Source organism: Sphingomonas sp. LY29, assembly GCF_035593985.1.
Taxonomy (GTDB): domain Bacteria; phylum Pseudomonadota; class Alphaproteobacteria; order Sphingomonadales; family Sphingomonadaceae; genus Sphingomicrobium.
In genome coordinates, this window is the sequence record NZ_CP141587.1 from 206007 (window position 1) to 221833 (window position 15827).

Annotated in this window: 17 protein-coding genes; 6 read left to right on the top strand and 11 right to left on the bottom strand. The window is 65.7% G+C overall.

The window, feature by feature from the left end; genetic code table 11:
* The 3 genes from SH584_RS01030 to SH584_RS01040 form a co-directional block, all read right to left on the bottom strand.
* On the bottom strand, positions 1–843 hold the full coding sequence (locus SH584_RS01030) for an AAA family ATPase (RefSeq protein WP_324809411.1): 843 nt from the start codon (positions 841–843) through the stop codon (positions 1–3).
* 35 nt (positions 844–878) lie between these two features.
* Entirely contained in the window at positions 879–1550 is a 672-nt protein-coding gene (locus SH584_RS01035) for a DUF6975 family protein (RefSeq protein WP_324807865.1), read from the bottom strand.
* A gap of 149 nt (positions 1551–1699) precedes the next feature.
* Positions 1700–1987: a PspC domain-containing protein gene (locus SH584_RS01040; RefSeq protein WP_324807867.1), complete on the bottom strand. Its 288-nt coding sequence runs from the start codon at positions 1985–1987 to the stop codon at positions 1700–1702.
* Between the two features lie 389 nt (positions 1988–2376).
* Here SH584_RS01040 and SH584_RS01045 point away from each other — a divergent pair, with 389 nt between their 5' ends.
* The gene (locus tag SH584_RS01045; RefSeq protein WP_324807868.1) at positions 2377–2592 is read left to right on the top strand and encodes a hypothetical protein; all 216 of its coding nucleotides are present in this window, start codon (positions 2377–2379) and stop codon (positions 2590–2592) included.
* Between the two features lie 2 nt (positions 2593–2594).
* On the opposite strand, the gene rpoD is transcribed toward SH584_RS01045, so the two are convergent.
* Genes rpoD through SH584_RS01065 form a run of 4 tightly spaced genes read right to left on the bottom strand, consistent with a single transcriptional unit; the run spans position 2595 to position 7365 of the window.
* On the bottom strand, positions 2595–4607 hold the full coding sequence (gene rpoD / locus SH584_RS01050) for an RNA polymerase sigma factor RpoD (protein ID WP_324807870.1): 2013 nt from the start codon (positions 4605–4607) through the stop codon (positions 2595–2597).
* Positions 4608–4620: 13 nt separating this feature from the next.
* The gene (gene dnaG / locus SH584_RS01055) at positions 4621–6474 is read right to left on the bottom strand and encodes a DNA primase (protein ID WP_416385157.1); all 1854 of its coding nucleotides are present in this window, start codon (positions 6472–6474) and stop codon (positions 4621–4623) included.
* Positions 6471–6863 (bottom strand): endonuclease domain-containing protein, encoded by a 393-nt coding sequence (locus SH584_RS01060; RefSeq protein ID WP_324807872.1) that lies wholly within the window; start codon positions 6861–6863, stop codon positions 6471–6473. The genes dnaG and SH584_RS01060 overlap by 4 nt, the downstream gene beginning before the upstream one ends.
* Before the next feature lie 46 nt (positions 6864–6909).
* Entirely contained in the window at positions 6910–7365 is a 456-nt protein-coding gene (locus SH584_RS01065) for a GatB/YqeY domain-containing protein (protein ID WP_324807874.1), read from the bottom strand.
* Positions 7366–7577: 212 nt separating this feature from the next.
* Here SH584_RS01065 and carA point away from each other — a divergent pair, with 212 nt between their 5' ends.
* From carA to SH584_RS01090, 5 genes are all read left to right on the top strand, one after another.
* Positions 7578–8732 carry a glutamine-hydrolyzing carbamoyl-phosphate synthase small subunit gene (gene carA, locus SH584_RS01070; RefSeq protein ID WP_324809415.1) on the top strand — a complete coding sequence of 385 codons (1155 nt, stop codon included), beginning with the start codon at positions 7578–7580 and terminating at the stop codon, positions 8730–8732.
* On the top strand, positions 8732–12067 hold the full coding sequence (gene carB, locus SH584_RS01075; RefSeq protein WP_324807876.1) for a carbamoyl-phosphate synthase large subunit: 3336 nt from the start codon (positions 8732–8734) through the stop codon (positions 12065–12067). The genes carA and carB overlap by 1 nt, the downstream gene beginning before the upstream one ends.
* Before the next feature lie 80 nt (positions 12068–12147).
* Positions 12148–12621: a transcription elongation factor GreA gene (gene greA / locus SH584_RS01080; RefSeq protein WP_322840594.1), complete on the top strand. Its 474-nt coding sequence runs from the start codon at positions 12148–12150 to the stop codon at positions 12619–12621.
* 113 nt (positions 12622–12734) lie between these two features.
* Entirely contained in the window at positions 12735–13289 is a 555-nt protein-coding gene (locus SH584_RS01085) for a rhomboid family intramembrane serine protease (protein ID WP_324807877.1), read from the top strand.
* A complete protein-coding gene (locus SH584_RS01090; protein WP_324807878.1) occupies positions 13286–14344 on the top strand; it encodes a winged helix-turn-helix domain-containing protein in 1059 nt (352 codons plus the stop codon). Before SH584_RS01085 ends, SH584_RS01090 begins: the two co-directional genes overlap by 4 nt.
* On the opposite strand, the gene SH584_RS01095 is transcribed toward SH584_RS01090, so the two are convergent.
* The 4 genes from SH584_RS01095 to SH584_RS01110 are packed head-to-tail and all read right to left on the bottom strand — an operon-like array spanning position 14341 to position 15826.
* The gene (locus SH584_RS01095) at positions 14341–14565 is read right to left on the bottom strand and encodes a DUF4170 domain-containing protein (protein ID WP_324807880.1); all 225 of its coding nucleotides are present in this window, start codon (positions 14563–14565) and stop codon (positions 14341–14343) included. The genes SH584_RS01090 and SH584_RS01095 overlap by 4 nt on opposite strands.
* A gap of 54 nt (positions 14566–14619) precedes the next feature.
* On the bottom strand, positions 14620–15090 hold the full coding sequence (locus SH584_RS01100; protein WP_324807882.1) for a hypothetical protein: 471 nt from the start codon (positions 15088–15090) through the stop codon (positions 14620–14622).
* Positions 15087–15494, bottom strand: coding sequence for a DUF3618 domain-containing protein (locus SH584_RS01105; RefSeq protein WP_324807883.1), 408 nt, complete (start codon positions 15492–15494; stop codon positions 15087–15089). The genes SH584_RS01100 and SH584_RS01105 overlap by 4 nt, the downstream gene beginning before the upstream one ends.
* A complete protein-coding gene (locus SH584_RS01110) occupies positions 15491–15826 on the bottom strand; it encodes a phage holin family protein (RefSeq protein WP_324807885.1) in 336 nt (111 codons plus the stop codon). Before SH584_RS01110 ends, SH584_RS01105 begins: the two co-directional genes overlap by 4 nt.
* Position 15827 lies beyond the last annotated feature (1 nt).

Sequence of the window (15827 nt, forward strand, 5' to 3'; positions counted from 1 at the left end):
TCAGACCTTGCGCCTAGCCATGAACGCCAGGCGCTCGAACAGCATTACGTCCTGCTCGTTCTTAAGCAGCGCGCCGTGCAATGGCGGAATCGCCTTCGTCGGATCGCGGTCCTGCAGAACTTCCAGTGGCATGTCCTCGTGCAAGATCAACTTAAGCCAGTCGAGTAATTCGCTCGTCGATGGCTTCTTCTTGATCCCCGGCACCTCGCGCACCTCGTAAAATAGGTCGAGCGCCCGACTGACCAGCATCTTCTGGATCCCCGGAAAATGCACCTCCACGATTTGGGTCATCGTTTGGCGGGTGGGGAAGCGGATGTAGTGGAAGAAGCAGCGGCGGAGGAACGCGTCGGGGAGTTCCTTTTCGTTGTTCGAGGTGATGACGACGACGGGGCGGTCGACCGCCTTTACCGTCTCGCCGGTTTCGTAGACGTGGAATTCCATCCGATCGAGCTCCTGCAGGAGGTCGTTGGGGAATTCGATGTCGGCCTTGTCGATCTCGTCGATCAGCAGCACGGGGAGCTTGGGCGCGGTGAAGGCTTCCCACAGCTTGCCGCGGCGGATGTAGTTGGAAATGTCGTGCACGCGCGGGTCGCCGAGCTGCCCGTCGCGAAGCCGCGCGACCGCGTCATATTCGTAAAGGCCCTGGTGGGCGCGGCTGGTCGACTTGATGTTCCAGCTGATGAGCGGCGCGCCGATCGCCTCGGCGATCTGTTCGGCCAGCACGGTCTTGCCGGTGCCGGGCTCGCCCTTGACGAGCAAGGGGCGGCGGAGGGTGACGGCGGCGTTGACCGCCACCTTGAGGTCGTCGGTGGCGACGTAGTCGGCAGTGCCTTCGAAGCGGATCATGGGCCAGCCCTATGGCCGCCCGGACTCCAAGTCTAGTCGTCGCCGCGGGCGGCGGCGCGGGCTTCGAGGAGGTCGAACAGGCCGCGGTTCTGGAGCAAGAGCTGCTCGCCGCCGAAGCCGAGGCCACGTTCGGCCGCCATGCCCGACACGCCGGCGTCGATGACGGCGGCGATGGCGTCGGCGTCGGAGAGGCGGAGCGCGGGGACGTCGAGCCCCATGCGGGTCGCGGCGCGGTCGAGCGCGGCGCGAATCACCGGCCAATCGCCGATCAGCGCGGTCGCGGCGCCCAGCGCGCAGCCGCCGCGTTCGGAACCGGCGAGGGTTTCGATGGCATGGCGCTGCGAGGCGAGGACGGCCTCGGTCTCGGCCGCGCCGGGGGTCGAGGGAAGCGGGCCGACCGCGGCGGTGAGGCGGACGAGATAGAGACGCTCACGTTCATAGGCGTCGGACGCTTCGAGCAGCCAGTCGCGGACGGGGCCGGCGGGGCAGCGGGCGAGCGCAAGCTCGATCAGGCCGGGATGGCGACCGTAGAGCGAGCAGAACAAATGGACGAAATCGGCGAGGTCGCGCGCGGCGTTGGGACCGGCAGCGGTGGCGAGACGGCGGGCATAGGGATGCGCGGCGGAGCCAAGCGCTTCGACCCGCGCCCGCTGGGCGCCGGCGGGGGTGACCGCCTGTGGCTCGACTGCCCGCTCGATTGCCATGTCCCGCACTCTCCCGTTTCGATTTGTCGTCGTTGGGTCGCTTGTAGGGGGCGTGGGTAAAGAGGGGGTTTAGGCGCGCATAAGGTTTTGGTGAGGGAGGTTAAGAAGCGGCCCGAAACGGGACATTCCGGGCCGCTTTCGACCAGTTTTTACGCGGCGAGGCGAAGATCGTCGTCGGATGCCGCCTCGGCCTGGACCGGCTGGTCGAGTCGTTCGACCGTGGCGGTCGGAACGGCGCGGTCGGGCGCGGCGAAGCTGGCGAGCGCAACGATCACGCCAAGGCCGAGATAGACGCCGATGGTGGCGAGGGGGAAAAAGAACAGCGGGCCGATGAAGGCGAGGCGGAGCCACAGCGGATTGAAGCCGAGATCGCGGCCAAGGCCTTCGCACACGCCAAGCACGGTGTCGTTGCGGAGGAGGAGGTTGCTGGTCGCCATGTCTTGTCCCTTTTTCGTGTCGGCATCAGTGCCGGTGGATTGTGACTGGATAGAAGCAAGCGGCGTGCCAGTTGGAAAAAGCGTGGGAATACAGTGGGTCGTGGTGGGGTAGGTGCGGGGGTTGGGGGATTTTTCCCCCAAGGGTTGGTGGGAATTACTAAGGTTCGTTTTCGCGTGGGGGCCGTCACGGGAGTGAATCCCGTGACGTCAGTCTGCTCGCCCTAGCGCGCGCAGACTGGCCGCCTTTCGTGCTCTCTTCGTGCAATCGCGCTCGCTGGCGCGAGCCCGCGATTGCACTCGGGCACTCAAGCGAACCACATCGGTTCGTCTTCGCTTGAAATGTAGGGAAACAATTGCTCCGTCGTTTGACGGGCGGAGGCGGTGATGGGTTGGACGAAGAAGGGTGGGCGATCGGGACCGGTGGGGAGCCGGGTCCGGGTCGGGCCGACGGGGCGCACGCAAAAGGTGCGGACCAATGGGTGCAATGGTCGGACGAGGCCGAGGAGATTTTCTTCAACGCGCTGGCGGCGAGCAGCCACGTGACCGCGGCAGCGGCGGAAGCGGGATTTTCGACCCCGACGGTCTATCGGACAAGGCCTCGCTAGCGTTATTGGTCGAGAAACGACCTCATCTTCCGGCTCCGCGACGGATGCTTTAGCTTCCGCAAGGCCTTGGCCTCGATCTGCCTAATCCGCTCGCGAGTCACCGAGAACTGCTGCCCGACCTCTTCAAGCGTGTGGTCGGTGTTCATGCCGATGCCGAAGCGCATGCGCAGGACGCGCTCCTCGCGCGGCGTTAGCGACGCCAGCACCCGCGTGACGGTTTCCTTCAGGTTCGCCTGGATCGCGGCGTCGACCGGGATGACGGCGTTCTTGTCCTCGATGAAATCGCCGAGGTGGCTGTCTTCCTCGTCGCCGATCGGGGTTTCGAGGCTGATCGGTTCCTTGGCGATCTTCATCACCTTGCGGACCTTTTCGAGCGGCATCGACAGGCGCTCGGCGAGTTCCTCGGGCGTGGGTTCGCGGCCGGTTTCGTGGAGGAACTGACGGCTCGTGCGGACCAGCTTGTTGATCGTTTCGATCATGTGGACCGGGATGCGGATGGTGCGCGCCTGGTCGGCGATGCTGCGCGTGATCGCTTGGCGAATCCACCAGGTGGCATAGGTGCTGAACTTGTAGCCGCGGCGGTATTCGAACTTGTCGACCGCCTTCATCAGGCCGATGTTGCCTTCCTGGATGAGGTCGAGGAACTGCAGCCCGCGGTTGGTGTATTTCTTGGCGATCGAGATGACGAGGCGCAGGTTCGCCTCGACCATTTCCTTCTTGGCGATGCGCGCTTCGCGTTCGCCCTTCTGGACTTGGTTGACGATGCGGCGGAACTCGGGGAGCGCCATGCCGGTCGATTGCGCGATCTCGGCGATTTCACCGCGGATGCGCTCGACGCTGTCGGCCTCCGCGGAGGCGAAGGCGGCGAACTTCTTGTCGATCTTCGACGCGCGGGCGAGCCAGCCGTCGTCGAGCTCGTTGCCCATGTAGCTGTCAAGGAAGGCGCGGCGGGGGACGCGGTGACGCTCGGCCAGGCGGAGCATCTGGCCGCCGAGCGCGGTCAGGCGGCGGTTGTAGGCGTAGAGCTGATCGACGAGATATTCGATCTTGGCAGCGTGGAACTGCACGCTCTCGACCTCGGCGGTGAGCTGTTCGGAGAGCTTCTGATACTTCTTCTCGTCGGCGGCCGGGAAGGCGTCGCCGGCGCCGAGCGCGGCGAGGCGCGCCTGCTGAAGCTTCGAGAATTTCTTGTAGAGGCCGGTGATCGAGGCGAACTTCTCGAGCGCGACGGGTTTGAGCGCCTCTTCCATCTGGGCGAGGGAGAGGGTGTTGTCCTCCTCCTCTTCCTCGGCGGGGCGGGGGCGGCGCTCGTTGAGCTCGTCCTCGTCGTCGGCGGCGGCTTCCTCCTCGACGGGCTCCTCATCCTCCTTGATGGTCGGACCGGCGTTCTTCTCGCTGATCTCGTCATCGTCGCCGTCTTCGCCGGCGGCGATCTGGTCGGGAGTCGGGCCCTTCGACAGCATCGCCTCGAGATCGAGGATCTCGCGCAGCTGCATCGTGCCTTCGTTGAGGTTGTTCGACCATTCGATGATGGCGTTGAAGGTGATCGGGCTTTCGCACAGGCCCCAGATCATCGTGTCGCGGCCGGCCTCAATGCGCTTGGCAATGGCGATTTCGCCCTCGCGGCTGAGCAGCTCGACCGCGCCCATCTCGCGCAGGTACATGCGGACGGGATCGTCGGTGCGGTCGACGGCTTCCTTCTTGACCGCGGCAGCCGGGCGCGGGCCGCCGTCGTCGAGCGGATCGACCTCTTCCTCGGGCTGTTCCTTCTCGGCGTCCTCGTCGTCGCTGTCGTCATTCTCAACAACGGTCACGCCCATTTCGGACAGGGTCGACATGAGGTCCTCGATGGCCTCGTTCTGATCCTGGGGCAGCGCCTCATTGATCTCGTCGATGGTGATGATGCCGCGCTTCTTGGCACGGGCGACCAATTTCTTGATCGACGCATCGTTGAGATCGATGAGCGGCGCGTCGCCGGTCTCGGTTTCAGTGTCCTGGGTGTCGTTCTTCGCCATATGGGGGTGCCGCTTACTCATTGCCGGCCAAGTTAGCCAGTCGTTCCTTCATGGCCCCGCGCGAAGCGTGGAGCCGCTGCTGTTCCTCGAAGGCGGAGTCGTCGCCCGCCTTCAGACGCTGCGTGGCCGAAGCCAGCGCCCTGTCAATCTCTCGCGTCGCCATCAACGCTTCCATCGCATGCGCCAGATCCCGCCGGGCCTGGCCGGGATCGCAGTCGCGCTGGGTGAAGGAAAAGCCGATATCGCCGCCTTTGGAAACGTCGCGCCAGGCGGCGCCTGTCTCCTCGCCCATCAATATGGGAGCAAGCGCGTCGCGATCAAGTTCCTCGCCGGCGAGCGCAAGATCGACCATCCGGTCGCGCACCGTTGCGGCGGCGCGGTCGTCGATCGGCAGTGCGGCGAGTGCTTCGACGTGATCGTAGATCGCCTGCGGGAAAAGCGCATGGCCGAGCACCAGCGCGCGGGCAGTGGCGCGGTCGATGCTGCCGCTGTCGGCGCCGATCGCGCGCGCGGCCTCGCCGGGCGGCGGAGGGGGCGGGGCGAAGCGGCCGTCCTTGCCCTTTTTCCATGCGGCGCGCGGCGAAAAGGAGCCACGCGTTCCGGCATTTGGACGAACGAGCGCGTCGAAGCGCTGGAGCCATTCGTCGCGATATAGCTGGCGCAGGCTGGGATCGGCGATGGTCGCGGCATGATCCATCAGCCTTGCCTTCAGGCCCGCGCGCGCCTCGGGCGTATCGAGCGGAGCAGCCTCGACCTCATGCCGCCACAGGCGCTCGACGAGCGGTTCGGCCTTGGCGAGCAGTTCTTCCATCGCCGCGCGGCCGCCCGAGCGGACGAGGTCGTCGGGATCCTGACCCGAGGGAAGAGCGACGAAGCGCAGAGTCCGTTCGGGGGCAAGGTGGGGAAGGGCGCGGACGGCGGCGCGCACGGCGGCCTTCACCCCGGCGGAATCGCCGTCGAAGCAGAAGATCGGGGCGGGCTCGAGCCGCCACAGGCGTTCCAGTTGTGCCTCGGTCACCGCGGTTCCAAGCGGCGCGACGACTTCGCCGATCCCGGCCTGGTCGAGCGCGATGACGTCCATCTGCCCTTCGACGACGAGCACGCGGCCCGCCTTCCGGCTCGCGGGGCTGGCGAGGTCGATGTTGAACAGGCTGCGGCCTTTGTCGAACAGCGGCGTATCGGGAGAGTTGAGATATTTGGGCTCGCCGGCGCCGAGGATCCGCGCGCTGAACGCGATCACCCGGCCGCGCTGGTCCTTGATCGGATAGGTCAGGCGGCCGCGGAAGCGATCGTAGGGGTCTCGGTTGTCGTCGGGGGCGATGAGCAGTCCCGCCTCGACGAGATTGTCGACGCCGAACGACGCCAGCGCGGACTTGAGCTTGCCGCGCGTGTCGGGGGCGAAGCCGAAGCCGAACTTCGTGCGGGTCGCGGGGGAGATGCCGCGCTGCTTGAGATAGGCCCGCGCCGCGCCGCCATCGACTCCGTCGAATTGTTCGGCGAACCAGGCCTGAGCCGCGGCCATGACGTCGTGAAGCGAATTGGCGCGGTCCTGCCGCTCCTGCGCCCGGGGATCGGGAGCGGGGACGTCGATGCCCGCCTTTCCCGCCAGTTCCTTGACCGCGTCCATGAAGGGCAGGCCGCGCGCGTCGGTGAGGAAGCGGATGGCGTCACCATGTGCGCCGCAGCCGAAGCAGTGATAGAAATGCTTTTCGTCGTTGACGTAAAAGCTGGGCGTCTTCTCATTGTGGAACGGGCAGCACGCCTTGAACTCACGCCCCGCCTTGGTGAGCTTCACTGACGGCGCGATGATTGCGCTGAGCGTGGTGCGGGCGCGCAATTCGTCGAGGAACTGGGGGGAGAGGGTCAGAAGCCCCTCCCGCTGGCGGGAGGAGTTGGGGAGGGACTGTTCTTCAATGCCTGCACGATCACCTGAAGCACGCCCTCGATGTTGTCCGCTACCTCGTTGTTCCAGAAACGCAGGACGCGATAGCCCTTCGTCTGCAGAAAATGGGTGCGCGCATTATCCGTCGCAAGATTGATTGCGTGCTGCCCGCCATCCACTTCGATGATGAGCTTGCCCGAGCGCGAGACGAAGTCGCAAATGAATGGTCCGATCGGCACCTGCCGGTTAAACCGGACGCCCTCGACCTGTCGGTTCCTAAGACTGCGCCAGAGCATCGCTTCCGCTGGCGTGGGCAAATTCCGCAAGATGCGCGAGCGTAAGGTTTGCGATCGGTCGTGGGCTTTGTCGATCAACAGGCCCTCCCCAACCCCTCCCGCCAGCGGGAGGGGCTTTGTTCGTTCAGCCGGCCAATGCGGCTTTCACCAGCGCACTCGCCCTTGCCGGTTCGATGCTGGTTGCGTGGCGGGTTTTTACTTCAGCCATGACTCGGCCCATGTCCTTCATCGACGAGGCGCCAAGTTCGGCGATGATCGCCTGGACCGCGGCGCTCGCATCGGCTTCGTCCATCTGGGTGGGCAGGAAGCGTTCGATTACCCCGATTTCGGATTCTTCGGTGGCGGCGAGTTCGGCGCGGCCGCCGGCCTTGTACATTTCGACCGATTCGCGGCGCTGCTTGATCATCTTCTGGAGCACTTCAGTGACGAGCAGGTCGTCGTCGGGCTGGGTCGTTGCGGTGCGCAGTTCGATGTCGCGGTTCTTGATCGCGGAGCTGATCATCCGGATGGTGCCGGTCGACGCCTTGTCCCCGCCCTTCATGGCAGCGACCAATGCGGTCTTGATATCGTCGCGTATCATCGTGATCCCGTTTCGGTTGAGCGTGAAAGTGCCCTGTTAGCGGCTGGACGCACGCTTTCACAGCGTTGACGTCGCGGTCCAACCGGCCTAGCGCCCATCGCTTAGCGACATCGCCGGTTTTTCGACGTGCAGGAGCCCCTTGCTTGGCCATTCCTCGTTCCTTTTCCGCGCGCCGCGCATCGGCGGTTCCCGCCGGGGCGACCGGGGTGATCATGTTCGCCGACGGGCGCACGATCTGGGGCCGGGGTTTCGGCGCCGAGGGACAGGCGGTGGCCGAGCTGTGCTTCAACACCGCTATGACCGGATATCAGGAAGTGATGACCGACCCGTCCTATGCGCGGCAGGTGATCGCCTTCACCTTTCCGCACATTGGCAATGTCGGCGCGAACGACGAGGACCATGAGGCCGACGCGGCGCATGCGGTCGGCGCGATCGTCCGCGAGGCGGTGACGTCGCCGTCCAACTTCCGCTCCGGGCAGGATTTCCCGTCATGGATGGCCGCCACCGGGCGGATCGGAATTTCAGGCGTAGATACGCGCGCGCTGACGCGGTTGGTGCGGCGCGAGGGGCCGCCGACGGTGGCGATCGCGCACAATGCCAAGGGCGAGTTCGACCTCGACGCGCTGCAGAAGCTGGCGAGCGAATGGCCGGGGCTGGAGGGCATGGATCTGGCCAAGGACGTATCGCGCGCGCAGGTCGAAGCGTGGAGTGGTGGCAAATGGTCGTTGGGGGTGGGGTATGCCGGTGCTGCGCCTTCGTCCGACATTCCCTCCCCTGACCCCTCCCGCGAACGGGAGGGGGATAAGGTCCCCCATGTCGTGGCGATCGATTATGGGGCGAAGCGCAACATCTTTCGCAACCTTGTCGAGGCCGGGGCGCGGGTGACGGTGGTGCCGGCAGGGGCGAGCTATGACGAGATCATGGCACTGTCGCCCGACGGTTTCTTCCTGTCGAACGGGCCGGGCGATCCGGCGGCGACGGGCACCTATGCCGTGCCGTTGATCCGCAAGCTGCTGGAGACGAACAAGCCGCTCTTCGGCATCTGTCTTGGTCATCAGCTGCTCGCGCTAGCGGTCGGCGGAAAGACCGCCAAGATGTTCCAAGGGCATCGCGGGGCTAATCATCCGGTCAAAAGGCTGAGCGACGGCGCGGTCGAGATCACCAGCATGAATCACGGCTTTGCGGTCGAGCGCGACGGCCTTCCCGACACGGTCCGCGAGACACACGTCAGCCTGTTCGACGACAGCAATTGCGGGATCGAACTGACCGACCGCCCAGCATTCAGCGTCCAGTACCACCCCGAGGCGAGCCCGGGGCCGATGGACAGCTTCTACCTGTTCGAAAAATTCGTAGGAATGATGCGCTAATGCCCCGTCGGACCGACATTTCCTCGATCCTGATCATCGGCGCCGGGCCGATCGTCATCGGCCAGGCGGCCGAGTTCGATTATTCCGGAAGTCAGGCCGTCAAGGCGCTGAAGGAAGAGGGCTATCGGGTCATCGTCGTCAATTCGAACCCGGCGACGATCATGACCGACCCCGAACTGGCTGACGCGACCTATATCGAGCCGATCACGCCCGAGGTGGTCGCCAAGATCATCGAGCAGGAAAAGCCTGACGCTTTGCTGCCGACGATGGGTGGGCAGACCGCGCTCAACACCGCGCTGAGCCTTGCCAAGGACGGCACGCTCGAGCGGCTTGGCGTCACGCTGATCGGTGCCAATGCCGACGCGATCGAGATGGCCGAGGACCGCATCAAGTTCCGTGACGCGATGGACCGGATCGGGCTCGATTCGGCCAAGTCGGGGATCGCCCACAGCCTGGATGAGGCGCTGGCGGTGCTGGAGCGGACGGGCCTGCCGTCGATCATCCGTCCGTCCTTCACGTTGGGCGGGACCGGGGGCGGGGTCGCCTACAACCGCGAGGAATTCGAGGCGATCGTTCGATCCGGCCTCGACGCCAGTCCGACCACCGAGGTGCTGATCGAAGAATCGCTGCTCGGCTGGAAGGAATATGAGATGGAGGTTGTGCGCGACCGCGCCGACAACGCCATCATCATCTGCAGTATCGAGAACATCGACCCGATGGGGGTGCATACCGGCGATTCGATCACGGTTGCGCCGGCGCTGACGCTGACCGACAAGGAATATCAGCGGATGCGGTCGGCTTCGATCGCGGTGCTTCGCGAAATCGGTGTCGAAACAGGCGGTTCCAACGTGCAGTTCGCGGTCGATCCGAAGACCGGGCGGATGATCGTCATCGAGATGAACCCGCGCGTGTCGCGGTCGTCGGCGCTGGCGTCGAAGGCGACGGGCTTCCCGATTGCCAAGGTCGCGGCGAAGCTGTCGGTCGGCTACACGCTCGACGAGATCGCCAACGACATCACCGGCGGCGCGACCCCGGCGTCATTCGAGCCGACGATCGACTATGTCGTCACCAAGATCCCGCGCTTCGCCTTCGAGAAATTCAAGGGCGCCGAGCCGTTGCTGTCGACCGCGATGAAGTCGGTCGGCGAAGTGATGGCGATCGGACGGTCGTTCGCCGAGAGCCTGCAGAAGGCGCTGCGCGGGCTGGAAGTTGGGCTGTGCGGGCTCGACCGCGTGCGCGAGCTTGAGGACGCAACCCCGGCGGAGATCGAGAATGCGCTGGCGCGGGCGACCCCGGATCGGCTGATGATCGCGGGCGAGGCGCTTCGCCACGGCTTTTCGGTGCAGCGGATCCACGAGATCGCCGGGTTCGACCCGTGGTTTCTCGAGCGGCTGGCGGAGATCGTGGCGGCGGAGGAGCAGGTTCGCGCCGAGGGCATTCCGCAGGAGGCCGAGGGATTGCGTCGGCTCAAGGCGATGGGCTTTTCGGATGCGCGGCTGGCGCAACTTGCGCTTCGTTCGGCACACGTCGGGCGCGAAATGAGCGAGGCAGCCGCCTATGGTTCGGGCATCGTCCATGACGCACTGCGCGCGATGACCGGCGGCGTGACCGCCGACGAAGTGCGCGCGACGCGGCTGAAGCTTGGCGTACGTCCGGTCTACAAGCGGATCGACAGCTGCGCGGCGGAATTCGATGCGGCGACGCCCTATCTCTACTCGACCTATGAGGCGCCGACGTTCGGCGAGGCCGAGGACGAGGCCGACATCAGCGACCGGCGCAAGATCGTCATCCTGGGCGGCGGGCCGAACCGGATCGGGCAGGGGATCGAGTTCGATTATTGCTGCTGTCACGCGGCCTTCGCGCTGAAGGATGCGGGTTTCGAGACGATCATGGTCAACTGCAATCCCGAGACCGTGTCGACCGATCCGGACACGTCGGACCGGCTTTATTTCGAGCCGCTGACGGCGGAAGACGTGCTCGAGATTCTCCGGCGCGAATCCGAGAAGGGCGAACTGGTCGGGGTGATCGTGCAGTTGGGCGGGCAAACGCCGCTCAAGCTGGCCGAGGAAATCCAGGCGGCGGGCTATCCGATCCTGGGGACGAGCCCGGACAGCATCGACCTGGCCGAAGACCGCGAGCGGTTTGCCAAGCTGGTCGACAAGCTTGGTCTTCGCCAGCCCGAGAATGGGCTTGCGCGCAGCCGCGACGAGGCGGTCGCGGTGGCGGCGCGGATCGGATATCCGGTGCTGCTGCGGCCAAGCTATGTGCTCGGCGGGCGGGCGATGGAGGTGGTCGACGGGCCCGAGCAGCTCGATCACTACATCGCGACCGCGGTGCAGGTGTCGGGAAGCTCGCCGGTGCTGATCGACCGCTATCTGCGCGACGCGATCGAGGTCGATGTCGACGCGATCTGCGATGGGGCCGAGGTCGCGGTGACCGGGATCCTGCAGCATATCGAGGAAGCCGGGGTCCACTCGGGCGACAGCGCCTGCTCGATCCCGCCGTACAGCCTGGGCGCCGACATCATTGCCGAGATCGAGCGGCAGACGCGCGCGCTGGCGCTGGCGCTTGAAGTGCGCGGGCTGATGAACGTGCAGTTCGCGGTCAAGGACGGCGAGGTCTATCTGATCGAGGTCAATCCGCGCGCGAGCCGGACGGTGCCGTTCGTCGCCAAGGCGATCGGGCGGCCGATCGCGAAGATTGCGGCGCGAGTGATGGCGGGGGCGTCCTTGAGCGACTTCGAAGCCATCGATCGTGATATCGCGCACGTCGCGGTGAAGGAGAGCGTGTTCCCGTTCGCGCGGTTCCCGGGGACCGACCCGGTGTTGTCACCCGAAATGAAGAGCACCGGCGAAGTCATGGGGATTTCGGACAATTTCGATATTGCCTTCGCCAAATCGCAGCTGGGCGGCGGGATCGTGCTGCCGACCGCAGGCGCGGTATTCGTGTCGGTGAAGGACAGCGACAAGGATGCGATCGTCGTCGCGGCGCGCAAGATGGTCGAGCTTGGCTTCACGCTGATCGCGACCGGCGGGACGGCGACGCACCTGGAACAGGCGGGTTTGCCGGTCGAAAAGGTCAACAAGGTGGCGCAGGGTCGGCCGCATATCGTCGACCGGATCGTCGACGGCGACGTGGCGATGGCCTTCAACACGACCGAGGGGTGGCAGTCGCTGAAGGACAGCCAGGCGATCCGCGAAGCGGTGCTGAAGGCGAAGATTCCGTACTTCACGACGACGCCGGCGAGCGTCGCGGTGGCGAACGCGATCGGAGCGCTTCGGGGGCATGCGCTTGAAGTCCGGTCGCTCCAGTCCTATTATTCCGCCTCCAGATAGGTTTTTCATCACAATCCGACCGGTCGAGCGCCGCCTCATTGGCCGGCGCCGGGGCGGATTTTGGCAAGGGGACGGACGAAATGGCGAGCGAAAAGGTGCCGATGCTGGCCGAGGGCCACCGCCAGCTGACCGAGGAGGCCAAGCGCCTCAAGCTCGAGCGGCCGGAGATCATCGACGCGATCGAGGAAGCGCGTGCCCACGGCGATCTTAGCGAAAATGCCGAATATCATGCCGCCAAGGAGCGTCAGGGTCAGGTCGAGGCGATGCTGGCCGATGTCGAAGATCGCTTGGCGCGCGCGCTGGTGATCGATCCGACGACGCTGAGCGGCGACAAGGTCGTGTTCGGTGCGACGGTGACGCTGCTCGATGAGGACGACAAGGAAATCAAATATCAGCTGGTCGGCCAGACCGAGGCCGACGCCAAGGTCGGCCGGATCAGCTACAATTCGCCGCTCGGCCGTGCGCTGATCGGGCGGCAGAAGGGCGAGGAAGTCGAAGTTTCGACCCCTGCCGGCGACCGCTATTACGAAATTTCCAAGATCGAGTTCGTCTGATCCTTCGGCCGGCGCCCCGCACGACCACCGGCGGTCCGGCGACGACGCCGAGCCGCTGGCGCAGCGGGACCGGAATTATCGCGATCATCACCGTCGCCGTGTCGGCAATGGCGATGGTCGGCGGGCTTGATTATTTCATCATGCTGCTGGGGTTCATCCCGGCGCGACTGTCGGGGCTGATCGAGCTTCCGGGAGTTCCGGCGCTGCTGACGCCCTTCACCTCGACCGTCGTTCACGGCGGTTGGCTGCACCTGGGCATCAACATGTTGATGCTGATGATCGTCGGCCCGCAGGTCGAACGAGTGGTCGGCACCGGTGGGTTGGTCGCGGCCTATGTCGCGGGCGCGGTCGCGGCGGCTACGGCGCAATATTTCGTCGATCCCGCGAGCAACATCCCGGTGATCGGCGCGAGCGGCGCGATCAGCGCGCTGTTCGGCCTCTATGCCATCTTCTTCGGCACCCCGAAGCCATTCACCCAGAATGTGCGACTCAATCGCTGGATACACATCGCCTGGCTGCTCGCGGCCTGGGTGGTGATCCAGCTGATGACCGGCGCGCTGGCGGGCGGGCAGGGGATGCTGCTGGCGATCCCGGCGCATATCGGCGGCTTCGTCGCGGGCCTCGCGCTCCACCGGCCGCTGCTGCTGTGGCGTTACCGCAAAGCATGAGCCGCGAGCGGTTCCGCTTCGGCCGGTTCACGCTCGATCCCGCCGATCGCCGACTGACCGACGATGGCGCGCCGATCGATCTCAACGCCCGCTACCTCGACGCGCTGATCCTGCTGCTTCGCGAGCAGGGGCGCCTGGTCGCCAAGGACCGCTTTATGGCCGAGGTGTGGCGCGGAATCCCGGTCACCGACGAGGCGCTGACGCAGTGTATCAAGTCGTTGCGGCGACTGCTCGGCGACAATGCCTCCGCCCCATCGTTCATCGAAACGGTGCCCAAGCACGGCTATCGATTCATCGCACCGGTGGAGTGGGACAAGGGCGAAATCCTTTCGGCTCCTCCTGCGGTCGGCCGGCAGGGCTGGGGCGAGACGGCGCGACTGACAGCGGCGGGGACGCTCGGTGGAGCGATCGCGGGCGCGGTCGGTGGACTGTTCTACGGCGCGTCGGCAGCGGTCGAGCCGGGGGTCGGGGCAAGCTCGTCGATCGTCGTGCTGACCTTGCTGACCATTCTGCTTGCAGCGATCGGTGCGGCGGGGGTGAGTGGCGGGATCGCGCTTGCCCGCCGATGGGTCGAGCGGCCCGGTCCCTGGTTGATGGTCGGCGGCGCGGCCGGCGGATTGCTGGTCGGCGCAATCACCAAGCTGATCGGGCTCGACGCCTTTCGCTTGCTGTTCGGGACCGCGCCAGCCGATTTTGCCGGGGCGACCGAAGGCGCGCTGCTTGGCTGGGGCGTGGGTCTTGGTGCCATGCTTGCCGCTTCAGAAATTGCGTCGCAATCGGCGCGGCGCGCGATCGTGCTGTCGGGGGCGATCGGCGCGGCAATGGGGCTGGCGATCACCGCGCTCGGCGGGCGGATCATGGGTGGTAGCCTGGCCGCGCTCGCCAGCGAATTCCCGCAATCGCGGCTGCAACTGGGGTCGATCGGCCGCCTGTTCGGCGAGGCCGGGTTCGGACCGATCAGCCTGGCCACGACCGCCGCGCTCGAAGGTGCGCTGTTCAGCGCTTGCGTCGTCGGTGCGCTGGCGATTTCGGCGAGGCGATCGAGCAGGCGCTAGGCGGTAGGGGGCGTTTCCGGTTCGAGCAGCCGGTGGAGATGCACGACGACATATTTCATTTCGGCGTCATCGACGGTTCGCTGGGCCGAGGAGCGCCAAGCCTCTTCGGCGTCGGCGTAATTGTCGAACAGGCCGACGAGATCGACCGCGTTGAGATCGACGAAATCGAGACCCTGGGGATCCTTGACCCGACCGCCGAATACCAGATGAAGCTTGCTCATGGCCGGCCCGCTAGCATCAATCGACGCATTTGCGAACCGGCCATTTTCGTAACGTCAGTCGGTCTTGCGCACGGTGCCGAGTGCGGCCTGGCCCGAGGTCTTGGCGGCTTCGCCGATGCCCTTGAGGATCGACTGGATGGCATCGCTGCCCGCGTCCTTGGTCAGGTTGAGTTCTTCAAGCTTTCCTTTTCCGGCTTCCTTGGCGGCATCGACTGCAGCGCGAGCGGTGTCGCTGATGCGGCCGCCGACATTGCCGAGCAATTTGTCTTCGGCGCGGGTCTTGGGAAGAAAAGCGGCGATGAGCGCGCCGAGCGCAAGCCCGCCGCCCAGTGCGAGAAGCGGTGCCTCGCCGATGCCTTCCTTGGTCTTGGCCTTGGCGGCCGAAGCCGAGCTTCGCGCCGAATCATAGGCGTCGATCGCGCGCTCGCGGGCGCCGTCGATCAGATCTTCGGTCCGATCGCGGATCGTCGCCGGCTTGGCCGAGCCAGCCTTCGTGTCGGTGCGGTTGGTCTGATTGGCGGTCATGTTGCCTTCTCCGTTTTTGGCTTGCGTCGCGAGGGGGAGCGCGGACGCGGCCGGGTCGATGTTGGTTGGGTGTTCGTGTCGTTCAACGCGGGCGACGGCTCGTTGGGTTCATCCTTTGACGTCATGGCGTCGTAGAAATGGACCGCTGCGTCCTTGATCGGCTTGCGCGCGAGCAGGAGTGCGAGCGCAGCGACGACGCCGCCAGCCGCGGCCGGGCGGCTACGCACCGCATCGACCGCCTCTTCCGCGAGATCAGCGCCCTTGTTCTTGGCCTTTTCCCACGCCTCCGTGGCGAGTGTCTTTGGGGCGAGACGCTGCTGCAGCAGCTGGACGGTCTCGACCATCTCCGCCTTCGCGCGCTCCGCCTCGATCCGAGCGGCGATCATTTTCGGCGTGTCGTTCATTTGCCGGCCGCCAGCTTGTTGCGGGCGATGAGGGCCAGCAGGCCAGCGAGGCCGAAGGCAAGCAACGTCGCGACGGCGCCGCCGGCGACGGGGCCGATGAGGGTCGCAAGTCCGAGCGCAATCGTCATGAAGAGCACGACGGTCCCGGCGACGACGCAAAGCAGCGCCGCCGCCAGCAGGCCCGCGGGGGCCTTGATCCGATCCGCCTTAGCCTCCGCGCTCGCCTTGACGTAGCCGACCTCGGCACGGGCGTAGGCCTTGCCCTGGTCGACGAGTGTCGAGAAGAGTTCGCCGACCGAGCGGTCGTCCTGATCAATGCCCCCGCTGTCCATG